The organism is Candidatus Eisenbacteria bacterium, from assembly GCA_030017955.1.
Classification (GTDB): domain Bacteria; phylum Eisenbacteria; class RBG-16-71-46; order JASEGR01; family JASEGR01; genus JASEGR01.
The window spans coordinates 1-17,140 of the sequence record JASEGR010000004.1 but is presented as its reverse complement, the minus strand read 5'-3'; the positions used below and the strand labels follow the sequence as shown (position 1 = coordinate 17,140).

Here is a 17,140-nt window from a genome sequence, read left to right as displayed (position 1 = left end):
CCATTGTGTCAGTTCAGCACCAGAAACGCTTTCTTTAACCTGTTGTTCCCGGGGGTGTTTGGCGCACCTGCAGTGATCCTCAATATATATATACCGGAAGGGACGAAGTGTCCATCTTCTCCCCTTCCGTCCCACACGTCGGTGGTTACCGGGATTCCGTCGGCGTCGTTTCTTGGATTTGCGGCATCCCTCAAAGAATTCTCGCAGAGCTGCCTCACTCTTTTTCCGCTCATGTCATAGACTTCCGCAGTCACTGCCGTTGTCCTGCCTGAAGACCCTCTGGGAAGAATGTCAAAAGAGAATGTGAGCATCTCTCCTGCCGCCGGAGAGAATGCATTCCTGTTCAGAGAAATGCCTCCAGCCTTAAGCCTTATGCCCACGACGGGCGGCTGGACCTTGAAATTGATGGAATCCCTTATGGAGACCCCGAAGTCCACAAACCCATCTTTGTTCCAGTCGAGGGAAATAAAAGCGAAATTGTCGAGGGTAACCGGCTGCGACGAATCGACTGTCATCCCGTCCAGGTTGTCGGGTGCTGCATCCGGTCCGCTCGTGCCGTCAGCTCCTCCGGTCAAGACGGCCAGAAACTTGAACGTGGAATCAAAGTAGGAAGGAACCGTGTACATGGTGTCGCCGGTCGCAGGGTTAAGCTTCCTCGTACTGCCATCAAATAGAAGAGACCAGGGAATCGCGGCCTCCATCGATCTCCCTGTTTCTCCGGAAAAAAATGTGGCGACTGAACGAAACGAGGTTGAAGCAATCTGAGTCACGCTGGATGGGCCGGTGGCTTCCCAAATCTGTGGCGTCGAGTTCTTGTCCCATGTTGCAAGAAACAGATCCGGCTTGAACCCGCCTGAGAAGAAGAAATTTCTTCTCCACGCATTGACACTTGTCATGTCCGTCAGGCCCCCGGGCATATAGTCCATGAGAAGAATGATGTTGTTGTCCCAGCAGATCCCGTCCACCGCGACAAAAAGGCTATCCTTGTCCCATGTAAGTTTTATCTGATTGATGTCATTGTTCACTCCCCACTTCGAGTCACCGGACGATTCCTGCTGCTGGCCGCCCGGACTCAACCCAAAGACGTCCTCTTCGGGAAGAAAATCACTGGAGTAACCGTCAATCACTATGGTCTTACCCCTGTCTTTTCCGGTAGCCGCATGAAGCGATGGTGTCATGAGAAGCGCCGAGAGGACAAAGATGAATGGGGGAAACAGGATCCCAGGGGAGATGTATCTGGCTGTGTCGTGATGGTGTGACGATAGTGACCTGGCAGCGAGAAGAGACAGACAAATCCCCTTTCCCAGCCGTCTCGAAGGAGAACCCTTTTCGCGAGGAGTCTTTCGGCCTAGCGTACTACAACGAGTCTTTTTGTCTGAACAAAGTTACCCAGTTTGAGCGTGTAAATATATAAACCAGACGGACACAATTTTCCACTACTATCTCTGCCGTCCCAGGAAACAGAGCAGATGCCGGATCCCGATACGTTGCTTTCCAGCTCCCTGATCAGCCTTCCGGTCGGAGAGACTATTCTCACAATGGCCTTCTCGACCCTTAGATCCAGTGGAGAGTGAAAGACGATAAGCGTCCCGTTCTGCACAGGATTCGGGAAGTTCTGGAACAGCACCGGAACTCTGGAATCAACAAGGTTGCCCGGCAGGGAAACCGATGTGTATCCGCTAAACTGGAATGTACTGTTCGGTATTATCTGATTCGCGTTACAGGTAGCGTCCTTGACACCGGATACTGAGACAGTGTAGTTCACCGCGCTCTGTCTTCCCGTTCTGAGAGAGACTGTCTTCTTGTCGCCGAGCAAAGTCGCAAGTTTGACCTGAATAGTATTTGATGGAATCACGGTTTCATATATCGTGTAGTTGGAGGTAGTCTCAGCCGACGTCTCATCAAGCGGCTCGTTGAAAGTCACTGTGACAGTCGTATCGTTTGTCCCGGCTGCATTCGTGATCTGAGGTCCAGTCCTGTCTATCGGGTCAGGGTACCCATCGCCGTTTGAGTCTACAGTGAACGTAAAGACATGGTCGACGGTCGGAAGAGTCGCGCTTACGTTACTGGGAGCGGAGTCTCCGCCTAAGTCTCCTTCATCCCAGGCAAGTGACGCGACAATTGAGACCCCGCAGTTCGCAGGCACCCTGCCGGCTCCCAATCCATAAAGCACGTTCCAGGGTATGGCAAGCTCTGATCCGCCTGCTTGCCCGAAGTTATGTTTCGGGTCGAACGCGCAGATTATCGCCCTGGTCGAATCTACTGCCACTGTCGGGGATTCGATGCTGTAGAAGCTGTTGGAATCCCACTGCCCCTGGTGCTGGTAAGCTCCATACTGAAAGTCGGCCCTGAATCCCGGGGCCGTGAAGAGCGCATTTCTATCCCAGTAGTTTATGTTCCTAAGGTCGGTCTCCCCCAGAGGGCCGCCCGGATCAGTGTCGAGATATATGAGCCAGCTGTTCGCGTAAACAATCCCGTCGAGCGCGAGGTAAAGATAGGTCGAATCCCAGGTCGCGTACAGGGCGTCGATTTCATTCGACGACGTCCACTGCGAATCAAGCGAATCAGGGACGATCATCTTGCACTTGTCCCACTCGGCGAAGTCGATTCTCCCGTCAATGGTGATCGAAGTCTGTGCTCCGAAATAGATCCTCTTCATGTCGAGATTCGTGACCTGAGCATTTCCATTCCCTCTCATGTCAACGACTGTGTTCTGATCCATGAGAAGCAGGAGTGAATCTCTGGTGAGCGCTTCAAATGCCGCTGCATCGGAAGATGACAGTTGTATCGTCAGAACTCTGGCGTTAGCCGGATTCGTGACGGTTGAGCCTGATGTAAGCCTTGCCTCGGCAACTCCGTCATGGTCGTCGTCAAAAGCGAATCCCGTGATGTTCACAATCGACTTTGAGACGGTTTCAGTGAACCCAACAGTCAGAACGTCAGTCCCGGGGAAATAATTCGACGTGACGACCTGTGGCGGCACCCTGTCGGTGAGAATGAGCGCAAGGGAATCGAGCATTGCAATGTTGCCCTGAGGGTCCGGCGTCGGCGTGTAGCCTCCGAACACGAAGAACTCGAATGCTTCCGTCCCCCGTATTTCGTCGCCGTTCATTATTCTCCCGCTTATCTCCTTGTTGTGCGAGGCACCGCCCGTCCCGGTGACATATGTGCAAGTCGCACCGGTGTTGGGGTTTCTTTGCCCCATGTAGGCGACGCCCGGGTCCCAAATCCTGTCCAGGCGGGCGTTCCAGATCAAGTCAACCAGATCAGGTGAGAAACCTGTCTGGATGTACTGCGTATTTCCGCCGACCTGGTAGATAACATCAAGATAAGGATCGCCCAGTGTAAGGCTCACTTTCTTGGTGACACCTGAGTGTGAAAACGTTGCAGAGACCGTGTTTCCGCTCCCCGAGGAGACAGCCATCGTGTAGTCGTCGTTTTGGTAATTAGGACCAACGTCGCTCAATGCGCCGACGTGGTTCCCGTCGTTGTAGTCTGCCTCAGTCCCATACCAGTAAACGTTGTCGACTCCAATCACCGGATAACAGTACCCGGAGCCCTTGGCAAAGACGTTTACGGCCCTTCCACCGACCGATTCAAACACGGCAAGAATCCGGTTGTTGTACATGATGAGTTCCTGATAACCGTCATTGTCTATGTCAGAGAGGTAAGCACCTGTCGGGTTTGCATAGAGTCCTCCCGCCCACCTCGACGCCTCTGCATAGGTCGATGCGTTCTTAATGTGTGTTGAATGTTTCATTTCCCAACCGCTTATCGGGCCGCCCATGTAATCGTGCCACGCGGTTTCAAAGAGGTTTGTCATCAGCACGTACCATCCCGCCTGAGAGATGCTGTTGTTGGGCGCAGCCATGAGAGCGTTGTATGCATCATTCCAGATTGTTCCGAAATTCTTGCAGTTTCCGCCCCTTGCATCGCAATTCCCGTATCCGTCCCCGCCGTTCACCCAGGGGATGTATGCCGCCCAATCGGTGTACCAGCCGTTGTTCCCTCCGCCATAGCCGTCAGTCCCGCCAATGGAGGGATGGGAACCATTTGTTACGGACATCGAAGGCGAGCCGTTGAAATTGCCGTTCGAGATTGCATCGGCAAGCTTCCAGACGTGTACCCATGAGCTCTCGGTCTGGCACTTGTTTATCATCCAGTCATAAGTCTCTTTGGCATTCGGCATTGACGTTGCCCACTCGCCTATCTCAGCAGCCATTTCCCAATCGTCGGCGTAGGTCACGATCCGATATGGCCCGAGTCCCGAATTCGCGAGATTGGTAAGAATTGCAAAGGCGCCAGCGCCGTCGCCGGCGTGCATCTTTCCGGTGAAATCGTTGTCCCTCAGGATGACCTTCAGGGAGGAGCCTGACATTGTGTGGATCTGATGATTGTCATATCCCTGACCGTGAACATTATCGTCAAGAATCACTGCATATACTCCGTGATTCGTCCAGTTGTCCCCAATCCAGTCGCTGACGCCTGCGTTCGGATAGGTCGAAGGCGAGAGCCATGTCCTCTCAGGAACCCAAGCGACTCTCGGATAGTATCCATAACGCCAGTTCGTCATCTGCGTCATGGTTTCGACAGCCCAGTCATTCATTTCGTTCCGCGAGAAAGGCATGATGTTCTGGGCATATGCAGATGTCCCCATGCCGGCCCACCCTGCCGTCACACCAGCCCTGAGCCATGCATTGAAATCCTGCGGGTCGCCTGTTCTTGCGTCCCACTCTGCGCTTGTCTGAAGAAGACCGGACAGATGGAAATTTCCGGGGATGCCGGTGGACTGGTGAACCTCAAGTGTCTCATCGAATCCGCTGTCTGCTTCCCTTCCGGATTCGCCGTGAAAAACGTTTGTGTACGCTAAGGCCTGGTTCCCGTGATGGAAAAATGCGCAGTTCGCTTCGTAGGTCAGAATCGAATTCGGCTCAACAAGCAGATAGTCCGAAATCCTTCCATCCACTGTGGTGTACACGAAAATCCTGGCTGACTTCGAAACGCCGTCATCAGGGAAAGATGCGACAGCCATGTCTTTCTCTGGGAATATTCCGGAAGCCCCAGGCGTCAAACCCTGCTCTTTCGGAGCTCGCTGCGATTCAGAAGGGCTGTACTCATTCAGATAGCATGCCTTGCCGCCGCTTGCAAGGAGCACTGATCTTTCCCAGAGGACCGGGGAGGCGCTTCCCGCGACGAGAGGAATTCTGTCTGAACCGCCATCTGCATAGTCAAAAAGCAGTCCTACTCCGGCTCGTTCCTTCTCAAATGAATTCTCAGTTGAGGCGATGCTTGTCATCGAGAGCAGACTGACCCGGATCCTGAGTTTCCCGCCTTCAGGCGACATGTAAACGGCAATTATGTCCGACGATGCACCTGATCGCGAGTCGAGAGCCTTGTCAATGCCAGCGAGAGTCTCCCTCTGCCACATTCCGGGAGAGCTCAAGGCAAGAAGGTCTTCAGAGACAGGAGCGGTTGTCCCGGAGAAACACTGTCTCTCAAATGTCATTAGCGCGAGCGGCACAAGAAGGCAGACCGAAAGCAGCGCTTTCAGGGAGAACAATGACTTCTTGCTCGCAGACCTAGTCCCCGGAATGCGGGGGGTCGAGCCCGTCCCGAGTTCATTTTCCCGTAGCACAACATTAGCCGCAGTTTTCATCAGATGCACCCCCCAGTCTGTCCTAGGCTCCGCCGTCTGATGACGGAGGAGCTGACGATAACCTTACTACCAGCTCTGTCCTTACAGTCTCTCTATTTCGGCCGCGCTTGCCGGATAACCCTTCGAGCAGCATGCCGGTGGCAAGTCTTCCTATTTCGTACATCGGCTGTCTGATGGTCGTTAGGGGCGGCTCGACATAGGAAGCGAGCTTTATGTCGTCTGCCCCAACTACCGTCATCTCATGCGGGACCTTAATCCCTCTTTCCCTCAGAAACTTAAGCGCTCCAATTGCCATCATGTCGTTTGCAGCAAAGACTGCGGTAGGTTTGCTGCCTGCGCTCCAGAGCTTTCTCATGCAATCGTAGCCGCTCTCTTCGGAGTAATTGCCATAAGTGATGAGCCTGCTATCTATCCTGATTCCGGATTCCTTCAAACCTGCCTTGTAGCCAAGTGTTCTATCCATGCCGACAGTCGTGCTTTCAAGACCTCCGATAAAAGCTATTCGCCTGTGACCCAGCGAAGCAAGGTAATTCACCATCACCCTTGACCCGGAGAGATTGTCTGCAAGAACACAGGGAATTCCGTCGAGTGAACTGTTTACAAGGACGAGCGGGTGGCCTTTTTCTGAAAGCTCAACGATGTACCTGTCCGTGTCCAGAGTGCCAAGAAGGAGCATTCCGTCAATCTGCCTCTCCCTGAAGAGTTTGAGATGCTCGCCCTCCTTAAGAAAATCCTCGGTCGCTATCTCAATGAGCATTCTGTATCCCCTGCGGCTGAGTGCATCGCTGATGCCGCTGATTGCTTCGGAGAAATAGAAGTCGGAAAAAACGTGTGAGGAGATTTGTGGGACCAGAATGGCGATCATCTTTGCCCTTCTTCTGGCAAGTCCTCTCGCCATGACGTTCGGTTCGTAACCGAGCTCCCTGATCGCGGCGAGAACTTTCCCTGCGGTTGGGGCGCTTATCCTTCGTGAGTCGTTGATCACGAGTGAGACAGTTGAACGCGAAACACCCGTTATCCGCGCGACGTCTCTGATTGTAGGGCTTCTCTTCGGTCCCAAACTAAGCTCTTGGAAGTGGTGGAGCGGTCTAACAACCAACAAAAAAAGAACAAAATCAGTGATATATTACCAGAATTTCCCCTCTCTGACAAGCGTTTCGTGCATCCTGCCCCCTCACTAACCTCTCCCCGTTGGGGAGAGGGTAGGGTGAGGGGCCTATCCCTTCTTCACGGCCTCTTTCACCCTGGCCGGAGTCATCGGGAGCTGGAAAAGTCTCACACCGACAGCATCATAGATGGCATTGGCAAGAACGCCCCCCATTGTGATTATCGCCGGCTCGCCGCCGCCTTGCGAATCAAAATCCTTGTTATCGATGATGACCGTCTCTATCTTGGGCAACCACGAAAACCGCGGAATCTCGTAAGAGTCAAAATTGAGATCGAGGACCTCTCCATTCTTGAAATGGATCTGCTCGGTCAGAGCATACCCAAGTCCCATCATTATGCAGCCCTCCATTTGAAGGGCAGCACCTTCCGGGTTAATGGCTAATCCCATATCCTGGGCGCAGACGACGCGTTTCACCCGAACGCCGCCAGTCGTCCTGTCAACCCCCACCTCAGCAATCGTGGCAACATATGTTCCGGCGTCTATTCCACACGCGATACCGCAGCCCCTGCCGCTCGGTGCCCTGCCCGGCATCCATCCAAACTTTTCCGCTGCAGTCTGCAGGACGCGCTGCATCTTCTTGTCAGTCAAGTTCTGCAACCGGAATTCCAGAGGATCCACCCCTGCCTTCGCGGCCATGATGTCTATCTGGGATTCTCTTGCAAACGTATTCGTATTGTTTGCGGGCGCTCGCCACGGTCCGGTGGCAAAAGGATGAGAGCCGGGAGCATCTGTCCAGCTTGGATTGTGGGCGACGGTGCTGTGGTTCGGGATGGCATAGAACTGCTTTGACCCCCTCTCGCCCGCGAAATAGACATAGTAGTCCCAGAAACTAATACTCCCTCCGCCTGCAATGCCGGACCTTATCTTGACGATAGCAGCAGGCCGGAAGGAATCGTAGAAGAACTCCTCTTTCCTGCTCCAGGCAACTTGGACCGGTTTCCCGCTCAGTCTTGCCAGCCGGGCGGCCTCTACGGCCTGAAGATTTCTCGTCTTTCCGCCGAAGGCGCCGCCGACGAAGGGTGATATGACTCGCACATTTGCGGAAGGAAAGCCAAGCTCTTTCGCAACTTCCTCCTTGACCGAGAATGGCGTTTGAGATGAAGGCCAAACGGTTGCTTTGTTCCCTTCGATGCTAACAACGGCCGTATGTGGTTCTATTGGCGCGTGCGCGATGTAGTCGTTCAGATAGGTTTCCTCAATGACTGCTCTTGACCCGCTCTCCCCCGCCTGAAGATTGCCATCCTTTGCCACGACCGTGCCTTCAGGAGCAACTTTAAGTAAATGTTCGAAGATGTTCCTTTCATCGAGGTTAGACTGAGGAACGTCAAACTTTGCCCTCATTTTCGATAAGGCAATCTCTGCCGAATCCGGATGCTTGTGCAAGACAGCAATGAAATCGCCTTCCCTGACAATCTGGACGTCCTTCACCTGGTTAACCTCAGAAAGGTCGACATCCACGAGCTTGGCACCGTGCGCCGGAGGCCGGAGTATTCTTGCGTACAGCATTCCGGGAAGCTGAATGTCTCCGGCATACTTTGCCTCACCTGTGACTTTTTCCCGGGCATCTCTACGCAATGCCGGCTTGCTCATGATCCTGAACTCTGACGGCTTTTTCTTGGGCACACCCGGAAGGTGACGCTCAATCTTCTTGCCCTTGGCCAGCTCAGCGTAGGAAATCTGATTTTGTCTATTCGTCTTGTCAAAAATGACGCCATTTTGAGTCGTCAGATTGTCCGCTGATACCTTGAGCTGCTCCGAAGCGATCTCCACCAAGACCTGCCTCGCTTCTGCGCCGGCAGCCCGGAGTGCCGGTCCAAAGTAGGGCGTTGTCATAGAGCCGAAGGTTCCCATGTCCCAGGGACAGAGGTCGGTATCCCCCATGACCATGTCCACGACGTCGAGAGAGACATCCAGCTCATCAGCCAGCTCCTGCGCCAGAGAAGTGAACACGCCCTGCCCCATCTCAATCTTGCCCGTGTAGCATGACACGCGACCGTCTTCTCCGATTTTCAGGAAAGCGTTGAAATCGGTAGGAAGACGAAACCCCTGTCTCTGTTGCGCGAGAGCCGTCAGGTCACCGATTGTGAAGAAAAGAAAAATCCCTCCGCCTGTTATCTTGAGAAATTGCCGGCGGCTCATCTGAGAAACTGACGTTTCCTCAGTGAGGTCGAGTTCGAATTCCTGTTCGTCTTTCATGTCAGAACCCTCCCCCGGCTTCCTTAGATGCCGCCTGGATGGCACGAATAACCCGATTGTGGGACCCGCAGCGGCACAAGTTTTCGTCCATGCCTTCGGCTATCTGTGAGACCGAAGGTCGGAGGTTCTTCCGCAGCAATGCGCAGGCATTCATGATCATGCCGGGCGTGCAATACCCGCATTGCATGGCGTCGTTCTCCATGAACGCTTTCTGCAAGGGATGCAGTTGGCCGTCCTTGGCTAATCCCTCGATGGTAACAACCTCCTTGCCTCGAACATCTTTGACGGCTGTTTGACAAGAGCGGACTGCTTCATTGTTGACAATGACCGTGCAGGCGCCGCAATAGCCTTCGCCACACCCATACTTTGTTCCTGTCAACCCCAGGTCGGTCCGCAAGACCCACAGAAGCATCCGGTCACTGTCCACTGTAAGTCTTACCGGCTTTCCATTCAGTTTGAACTGAACATTTTCTTCCATGATCGTCTCCTTGTAGTCAAGAAAGACACAGTGCGATTAATGACCACTACCCTTCGTCTTTCGCCCTATATCTATCTTCTTGATTGAATAACGTCAACTCCAGTTCTGCAGCTCGATAATATTCCCTTCCGGATCCCGCGCATAGACGACGTGAAGCACCCCGACTCCCGGGACTCGCGTCGTGGTTACCTCTCCCACGGCACTCCCACCGTGCGCCAGAACTGCACGAAGCGCTTCATCGACGTCGCAGACTGAAAATGCCAGATGTCCGAACCCCGGTTCATTCGTGGCCGGAATTCTTCCCTCGAGCATCTGATCGTAACTAAAAATCTCCAGCGTCGGTCCATCGTCCCCGAATCCGGGCAAGCGAAGATGCACTCCGGTCACGCGCGCACCTTCGAGTGATGTAAGCAGGTCCAGCCAGTCGCCGGAGAGGTCACGCTCCGGCGGTTTGGAAACGCAGCCAAACACGTCGCAGTAGAAGCTGACCAGCCGTCGCCAGTCGCAACCCGTCAGATTAGTGTGGACATACTTTACTTTAGAAGGAGCCATGTTGGGCCTCCTTCTTGACATCAATCCAACTCATCTCGACCATTGTCTCGGTGAATATTGACTTGTCAGCGAGCCTATCCGGTCGTTCCGGGCTGAACTTCTGCTTCTTCATGTTCATTCTCCTGTCTAACGGCGCGGCCTACCTGGCGCGCCAATGACCTTTCCGCGTAGCAACGCCGAGCTCCTCGCGCTCAGGTTGACCCGGTTGCTAGCGAATCCTCTTGGTTCCTGGTTTTCACCGCAATGCCTCTAAGGCTGTACCTATTTGAGGGGCTAACTGAATGAATCTTACCAATTTCTCACATTTATACATACTGCAAGCGGCACAATGCGGGGTCTTCTTTTCAATATTGCATTTTCTGATTTCGCACACATGCTCTGTGAAGCCGAATTTAACTCCATCAGACTTACAACCTGTACAATTGATCTGTTCCGGTTTAATATCGGAGTGATATTGAGCTGACCATTTTGATGCTACCTCAGCACGTTTAGCATTGTCATTCTCTTTTATCCTCGTTTTAACGATCTTCTTGACGAGTGAGGCAGAAAGCGGCTTTCTAACCGAGAAATGAATGGTTGTCCCGGAAGTATCATAGGCTTTAAGGTCGATTTCAAATGTTGTCAAGGTTGTTTTGCTTGCCACAATGAAACTGCAATAGTTCTTGCGCGCGACAAAGTGGACCAATGGCCCGTGATATTTGTAAGTCGGTACCTGATAGCTGATGACCTCTTCGGCCTTCGGTGCTGCGGCTTTGATTGCCTGGCGTAGATTTTCAAGAGTGGCCTTTACCTCCTGAGGAAGCGTCGCGAGGTAGTTACCCACGTTTGTTGCTGGTTCATTATTCTGATCATGCTTCATATCAATCTCCTTTTTGAGCGCTATCGTCAAGGATCAGGCACAGGGCGAAACCCGGTTGCCTGGATCCGCCTGTTCGGCTTTCTTGCTTTTGCAGTCTAGGTGATCGAGGAAGCTCATGGCGCGATAGCCTTGGGATCGTGGCGCATAATCGGGCGAGCGGCGTGCGGTAAGCAACGGTCTTGAATCCGGCGCGTGCGAAGGTTGAGACATAGCCACTGCCCGAAGCGCGAGTTTCACGTTCTTCGTCACTTCAGACCCCGTAGAAGCGCGATATCCCCATCTCTTCAAGGCACGCCCGAATCCAAAGCCAAGGCCCAGGAAGCCCCCAAGCGTATAGAGCAGCCAGAAGATCTGATTTTGCGTTTCAAGAGTCTCGTAGGCAACGCGATGGCTAAGACTCCAGACGGAGACAATCACCCAAAGTCCAAACGCGTACTTCGCTCCAGACAATCCACCTTGGATGCGTGTTGACAGGGGAAGCTTCCCATAGAACACGGCGACCAGCATTCCAAAGACCGCGCCAATAACGAGCTTGGTCCACAGAAAGTACCACGCGTTGAGCTTCTCCGGCTCGAACTTGCCCTCTGGCGCCAACTGGGGCCCATAGACCACTCGGGAAGCCATGGCGCCTGTCAAGAACAAAGCGAATCCCATTACAAGTCCCGCAACCAGCCCAATCAAAAGCGCCCTTCTCAAATTCATCGCACCCTCCATAGCTCAGCAGGCAGCCGCAGCTGCCTGCGTCTCTCCCAACGTGTGACAAAATGTATACTGCAAGAATAACATGATAAACACTGCGACGGCGCAGCATAACCTAAACTCACGCTGGCCGCAAGAAAGCCGTAATCTCGCTTCTCAAATCTAGTTGGAGTGACGGGTCGTTTTGTCTTTTCCCGGGTTGTACTGCGTGCGGTCACTAGGTGACTGGATAAGCACTGTGAGGGTCAGAGGAATGCTCAAACGGGCAATGGATTTCTTGCTGGTGCACTGCATTCTGTGAGCCGGGGAGTTTGCCAACCTTGGCCAGGCTTTCAACTCCCCCCATCCAGTCATCCCCGGAGCAGAATCTCGAGTTCAATCTCGTCCCTCAAAGGAATGCCATCCAATCCGACCATGGGAATTGTGGGCTTGAGCTTGCGCGATTCCTGAAGGGCATTTCTGTGGACAGCGGCAAGTACGAAACCTCGTTTCTGGTAGAAACGCAGCGCAGCAAGATTGTCGTTTGTTGTGATAAGCCAGAGCCGACTGCATTGTGCCCTGGTGGCGACATCTCTCACATTGGCAATCAGTGCTGAACCAACTCCCTTCCCTCCGACCAAGCTGTTCATCGAGACGATCTCGCACTCTTTGTTCTCGATTCGGTATGTGACAAGACCGACCGGCCTGCTTTCTTCGACAGCAACGAACCCAGGGAGAGCGTCGGCGTCATGGATTCTCCCGCGGGTTACAATCTTGCTTGACCCCCACCACTCTTCGAGCAGGTGCCTTGCCCAGTCCTTATGGCTTTCGTTCAGTTCTCGGATTTCGAATGTCATCGTGAATTCTCGAGGCCAGGTAAGTGACCGTTCACTCGCGGGTCATGCACCGATTCCATTTCTCAGAACATCGGGGCCAAAAAATAGGTGCCTGTCACTATTTTAGGTGCCAAAACTGACGCCAAGGGAGCGCCCGAGTTTTACGAGATCACCGTTTGGGTCTACCTTCTTCATCTTTCCGATTGCATCGCAGATAGGGACTTCCTTGATCCGCTCACCTTTCAATGCCGACATCGTCCCATATCTTTCACTAATCGCTAGAGAAGCGGCATGAGCGCCAAACCTGGTGGCCAGAATTCTGTCAAAAGGTGTTGGTGAACCACCCCTCTGGAGATGTCCCAGAACTGTGGCTCTCGTCTCATAGCCGGTTGCTTCTTCGAGTTTCTGGGCAAGTCCGATGCTGACTCCGCCGAGCCTCTTCGGCTCAGGGCTTCCTTTCACTGTGCGCCCGAAAGTCATCTCTTCACCCTCGGCATGGGCACCCTCCGCAACCACAACTATGCTGAATCCTCTTCCCCTTTTTATCCTACCTTCAATTGTCTCCACGATCTTCCCGATCTTGAAAGGTATTTCCGGGATGAGGATTACATCGCCTCCGCCGGCAAGTCCGGACTCGATTGCAATCCAGCCTGCGTACCTTCCCATAACTTCAAGAAGCATTATCCTGTGGTGAGATTCCGCAGTCGTGTGAAGCTTATCAATCGCCTCAGTCGCAGTCGCCACGGCAGTGTGAAAACCGAATGTGATGTCGGTTGCCTCAAGGTCGTTGTCAATTGTCTTCGGAACGCCGACCACCGGAACACCCTTTGCGCATAGCTCGCTCGCAATCTTGAGGGAACCGTCTCCGCCGACCACAATGAGGCACGTCGCACCGATTTCCTTAAGATTCGATACCACTCGGTCCGACTCGTCCACACTGACTTCTTTCCCGTTCACAATCCTGTTTATGTGAAACGGGTCGTCCCTGTTCGTAGTTCCCAGGATGGTGCCGCCCTTATCGAGAATTCCGGAAACATCGCTCTCTTTGAGGTCTTTCCATCTGCCCTCCACCAGACCTTTGAATCCATCCTTGATCCCGACGGTGGGCACTCCATAGTCATGGTAGGCGGTTTTCACGACCGCCCTTATCACCGCATTAAGCCCAGGACAATCTCCACCCCCGGTCAGTATCGCTATCTTTTTCATCGGCCCAGCCTTTCTCGAAAATCCCGACAGCTTAGTTCTGCTGCCCGGCGCCAACTACCTGTGTCGCACAACGGACGTCTGCAAGGCATGAAGAATGCTCGTCGCTTTCACGGCGCGCTCTATCCTTCTACGCCCCCACACTTCCGTCTGTCAAGCCGCAAGAAATTGGAGGATCGTTGTTCGGTGGCGTCGGTCGCGAGATGTCCTTGAACCGACTTTCTGAAAATCTCTGGACTTCCTTCTTGGACGAGGGAGCGACCCCGAAGGGGCGAATTTGCGCTGTCTGAGACCGAAGGTCGAGTTCGCAAATTCGAGTGAGCGAGTCGAGGAAGGATCGACATTTTCGGCAGGAGGGAACGGACATCTCGAAGAGCGAGTGGCTGACGAGCACCGGAAGCGCAGTCGAGTTCGTGCCGGGGAACCGATGCCGACGCGAGTCATAGATCGTGACCGGATGAGTTATGTGGCCTGAGAAATGAAAAAGGGGCAATTGCTTGCCCCTTCAAAATTTCCCCGCTAGTGTCGTGCGCAAGGAATGCGTGCAACTCGATTTCTTTTTTACAGGATCAGCCCACGTCCTAGTCAATCACGAACACGGCAGGGATTCTATTGAAACTGGGGTGGAGCATGCTGTGAAAGTCTCGGGTGTCGTTTTCGTCACCCCACCCCATCTCTTTTCAGGACCCGCGCTCGCGCGCGGGTTGTCCCGCCCCGTAGTCGGTGCCTCGTTCGACCACTTCAATGGCGTGCTTCACTAGGAGAGTTGAGCAATCCTTGTGCCACGAATAAGCCAGCTCACGAACCATGTTGTCTTGGACAGTGAATTCGACTCTTCAACGGCTTCCAATATCATGGAAACCGAAAGAGTTGCGAATCTATTCCAAAAATCTTTCTCGCCGTCTCCGGGTGGAATGGCTGGTTGGTGTAAGCCAGTGGCAGGAAGGTGTCCTCTTGCATTTTGGGGGAAAACCAGTGTCCGATTGAGAGATTTTGCGCTAGCGGATCTGCGATGAACATCCGTGTCGCCTGCCGGCTTGAGCCCGCGACGAATTCCGTGAGCGTGGGGATTTGTTTCAGTGGTCAGCGGATTAGTAGGGATTGACCTGTCATTGCGGGCGGTTTCTCTATGCCCATAATATCAAGCACGGTCGGTGCAACATCAGCAAGAATTCCGTCTCTCAGGCCCTTGAACTTTTTCCGAGAGACAAGGATGGCGGGAACAGGATTCATGCTGTGAGCAGTCTGCTCCTTTCCTTCCTCATCCAGCATCGCGTCGGCATTTCCATGATCTGAAGTTATGAAGGCAGTCCCGCCAAGGCCCTGAACAGCACTCACAATTCGTCCTGCACACTCATCAACGGCCTCGACCGCAGCGACTGCAGCCGGGATAACGCCAGTGTGCCCAACCATGTCCGCGTTGGCAAAGTTCAAAACTATGAAATCGTAAGACCGGGAGAGAATCCGCTTCTCTGCCTCATCGGCCACACCGTAGGCACTCATTTGGGGCATAAGGTCATAAGTTGCAACGTTCGGAGATTGCACCAGGAATCTGTCCTCTCCAGGAAACGCTTTCTCATCTCCACCGTTGAAAAAGAATGTCACGTGCGCATACTTCTCGGTCTCAGCGATTCTAAGCTGGGTCAGGCCTCGCTTCGAAAGCACCTCGCCAAGCGTATCCTTTATCTCCACCAGGGGAAAAGCGACTGCAGCCGGGATTCCCGCCTGGTATTGAGTCATGCAGACAAAACAGAGGTCACTGTAGATTCGCTTCCTCTCAAATCCATCGAATTTGATCTCTGTGAACGCTCGTGTTATCTCCCTGGCTCTGTCGGGCCTGAAATTGAAAAATATTATTGAGTCATGCTCACTCACAGGTCCTACCGGTTTCCCTTCCGTAGTCTCTATGACCGTCGGCAAGACAAACTCATCGGTTTCTGCCCTCTCGTAGGCGCGTTCGACGGCTTCCAGCGAGGTCTTCACTTTGATTCCGCTGCCACGGGCGATCGCATCAAAAGCCTTCTCTACTCTGTCCCATCTCTTGTCCCTGTCCATGCCGTAGTAGCGCCCCATCACGGTTGCTATTTTTCCGCTTCGCAACTTCTTCAGGTCATCTTCAAGCGTTCCCAGATACTCCAATGCGCTTTTCGGTGGGACATCTCTCCCGTCAAGGAAGGCGTGAATGAATACTTTCTCCATACCGCGTTTGAGGGCGAGACCAAGGAGCGCGCTCAAATGTCTTACATGGCTGTGAACTCCTCCGTCCGAAACCAACCCCATCAGATGAAGCGAAGAACCGCTTTTCCTGGCATGATCTATTGCCCTAAGGAATTGTTCGTTTCTGACAAAGGACCCGTCCTCGATGGCCTTGTCGATTCTTGTGAACTCCTGATAAACAATCCTTCCCGCCCCCAGGTTGAGATGGCCGACCTCTGAGTTACCCATTTGACCCTGGGGAAGTCCGACCGCTCCTTCGCAAGCCAGGAGCCTGGAGCATGGAAAATTGGACCCGAAAAACTTCATGTTCGGGAGTCTGGCGAGTGAGACCGCATTTCCAGGGCCATCCTTTGCGAGTCCCCACCCGTCCATGACGAGAAGCATTACGGGGAAACCTGGTTTTAGCACGTGTTCCGGCATGCGGTTACTGGAGCATCCTTTCTGCGTGCTAACTTACCACACAACTCCCAAGAAGAAAAGCTCTCGACTTCGGGACAATGCCTTGCTGGTCGTGGGGCTCAGGCCGGCATCGGTGAGGAGGGCAGTTGTCAGGCGGTCCGGAGATGTCCTTGAACCGACTTTCTGAAAATCTCTGGACTCCCTTCCTGGACGAGGGAACGACCCCGAAGGGGACGAATTTGTGCTGTCTGAGGGTCGCTGTCGCGGCGAGCAGGAGCGACGAGCTTAGCGACGGGCGCACAGCGGAGCGAGCACGCCCCGTCCGAAGGCCGAGTTCACAAATTCGAGTGAGCAAGTCCGAGAAGGATCGACATTTTCGGCAGGAGGGAAAGGACATCTCCAGGAGTAACCGGCTGGCGAGTGTACAAAAAAACGAGGGTTCCGGCCTTACGACCAGAACCCTTGAGTCAAAAAAAGATGCTTCCTACATCACTGGTGTCCGATTAGAAGTCCAAGAATAGCTGGAGGTTACGGGGATGTCTTTCTTGGGTCAGGTCATTGAAATCCGTAACCACTTGTAAAATAGGACGATTCTCAAAGATCGTGACGCTTAAGATTTGCAGAAAAGTGTAGAGACTGATTTGCAGGTTGAGTTGCTTTTTGATGATGGCGACCAGGACATAGACCGAAATGGCGGTCCATATTTGAGTTTTGACAGCGTTTTCGGATGTTCCATAAAACGATTTGATCCGCAGGTGTTGTTTGATCCAGCGGAAGAAGAGTTCGACCTGCCAGCGGCATTTGTAAAGTTGGGCGATGGTCAGAGCTGGGAGTAGAAAGTGATTGGTGAGAAAAGTCAATCTCTGATGATTCTGAACATCGAGGAAACCGATACGAC

General features: G+C 53.3%; 13 protein-coding genes. All 13 read right to left on the bottom strand.

The features are described 5' to 3' along the window. Positions 1–8: 8 nt before the first annotated feature. Entirely contained in the window at positions 9–1,178 is a 1,170-nt protein-coding gene (locus QME66_01095; GenBank protein ID MDI6807564.1) for a hypothetical protein, read from the bottom strand. A gap of 170 nt (positions 1,179–1,348) precedes the next feature. Then, entirely contained in the window at positions 1,349–5,656 is a 4,308-nt protein-coding gene (locus QME66_01090; protein MDI6807563.1) for a T9SS type A sorting domain-containing protein, read from the bottom strand. A 22-nt stretch (positions 5,657–5,678) separates the two neighbouring features. Beyond that, positions 5,679–6,716: a LacI family DNA-binding transcriptional regulator gene (locus tag QME66_01085; protein ID MDI6807562.1), complete on the bottom strand. Its 1,038-nt coding sequence runs from the start codon at positions 6,714–6,716 to the stop codon at positions 5,679–5,681. A 156-nt stretch (positions 6,717–6,872) separates the two neighbouring features. Then, the gene (locus QME66_01080) at positions 6,873–9,020 is read right to left on the bottom strand and encodes a molybdopterin-dependent oxidoreductase (protein ID MDI6807561.1); all 2,148 of its coding nucleotides are present in this window, start codon (positions 9,018–9,020) and stop codon (positions 6,873–6,875) included. Position 9,021: 1 nt separating this feature from the next. Next, positions 9,022–9,498, bottom strand: a complete 477-nt coding sequence (locus tag QME66_01075) for a (2Fe-2S)-binding protein (protein MDI6807560.1) — start codon at positions 9,496–9,498, stop codon at positions 9,022–9,024. Between the two features lie 93 nt (positions 9,499–9,591). After that, complete coding sequence (locus tag QME66_01070; GenBank protein ID MDI6807559.1) at positions 9,592–10,050, bottom strand: VOC family protein; 459 nt, start codon at positions 10,048–10,050, stop codon at positions 9,592–9,594. Next, positions 10,037–10,162 (bottom strand): hypothetical protein, encoded by a 126-nt coding sequence (locus QME66_01065; protein ID MDI6807558.1) that lies wholly within the window; start codon positions 10,160–10,162, stop codon positions 10,037–10,039. The genes QME66_01070 and QME66_01065 overlap by 14 nt, the downstream gene beginning before the upstream one ends. 123 nt (positions 10,163–10,285) lie before the next feature. Beyond that, positions 10,286–10,909, bottom strand: a complete 624-nt coding sequence (locus tag QME66_01060) for a DUF1801 domain-containing protein (protein MDI6807557.1) — start codon at positions 10,907–10,909, stop codon at positions 10,286–10,288. Between the two features lie 33 nt (positions 10,910–10,942). Then, a complete protein-coding gene (locus QME66_01055) occupies positions 10,943–11,611 on the bottom strand; it encodes a hypothetical protein (GenBank protein MDI6807556.1) in 669 nt (222 codons plus the stop codon). A gap of 347 nt (positions 11,612–11,958) precedes the next feature. Next, on the bottom strand, positions 11,959–12,444 hold the full coding sequence (locus QME66_01050) for a GNAT family N-acetyltransferase (GenBank protein ID MDI6807555.1): 486 nt from the start codon (positions 12,442–12,444) through the stop codon (positions 11,959–11,961). Positions 12,445–12,546: 102 nt separating this feature from the next. Beyond that, positions 12,547–13,629 (bottom strand): ATP-dependent 6-phosphofructokinase, encoded by a 1,083-nt coding sequence (locus QME66_01045; protein MDI6807554.1) that lies wholly within the window; start codon positions 13,627–13,629, stop codon positions 12,547–12,549. Between the two features lie 1,080 nt (positions 13,630–14,709). After that, positions 14,710–16,263 (bottom strand): 2,3-bisphosphoglycerate-independent phosphoglycerate mutase, encoded by a 1,554-nt coding sequence (gene gpmI / locus QME66_01040; GenBank protein ID MDI6807553.1) that lies wholly within the window; start codon positions 16,261–16,263, stop codon positions 14,710–14,712. A gap of 482 nt (positions 16,264–16,745) precedes the next feature. After that, positions 16,746–17,140 (bottom strand): transposase (locus QME66_01035; protein MDI6807552.1); only part of this gene is annotated, 395 nt, incomplete at its 5' end.

What these genes read in the sequence shown, in the direction of transcription:
- QME66_01095 (MDI6807564.1), bottom strand. Translation starts at nt 1,178, where the DNA reads ATGACACCATCGCTTCATGCGGCTACCGGAAAAGACAGGGGTAAGACC.
- QME66_01055 (MDI6807556.1), bottom strand. Translation starts at nt 11,611, where the DNA reads ATGAATTTGAGAAGGGCGCTTTTGATTGGGCTGGTTGCGGGACTTGTA.
- QME66_01080 (MDI6807561.1), bottom strand. Translation starts at nt 9,020, where the DNA reads ATGAAAGACGAACAGGAATTCGAACTCGACCTCACTGAGGAAACGTCA.
- QME66_01075 (MDI6807560.1), bottom strand. Translation starts at nt 9,498, where the DNA reads ATGGAAGAAAATGTTCAGTTCAAACTGAATGGAAAGCCGGTAAGACTT.
- QME66_01065 (MDI6807558.1), bottom strand. Translation starts at nt 10,162, where the DNA reads ATGAAGAAGCAGAAGTTCAGCCCGGAACGACCGGATAGGCTCGCTGAC.
- QME66_01060 (MDI6807557.1), bottom strand. Translation starts at nt 10,909, where the DNA reads ATGAAGCATGATCAGAATAATGAACCAGCAACAAACGTGGGTAACTAC.
- QME66_01045 (MDI6807554.1), bottom strand. Translation starts at nt 13,629, where the DNA reads ATGAAAAAGATAGCGATACTGACCGGGGGTGGAGATTGTCCTGGGCTT.
- gpmI (MDI6807553.1), bottom strand. Translation starts at nt 16,263, where the DNA reads ATGCCGGAACACGTGCTAAAACCAGGTTTCCCCGTAATGCTTCTCGTC.
- QME66_01070 (MDI6807559.1), bottom strand. Translation starts at nt 10,050, where the DNA reads ATGGCTCCTTCTAAAGTAAAGTATGTCCACACTAATCTGACGGGTTGC.
- QME66_01090 (MDI6807563.1), bottom strand. Translation starts at nt 5,656, where the DNA reads ATGAAAACTGCGGCTAATGTTGTGCTACGGGAAAATGAACTCGGGACG.
- QME66_01050 (MDI6807555.1), bottom strand. Translation starts at nt 12,444, where the DNA reads ATGACATTCGAAATCCGAGAACTGAACGAAAGCCATAAGGACTGGGCA.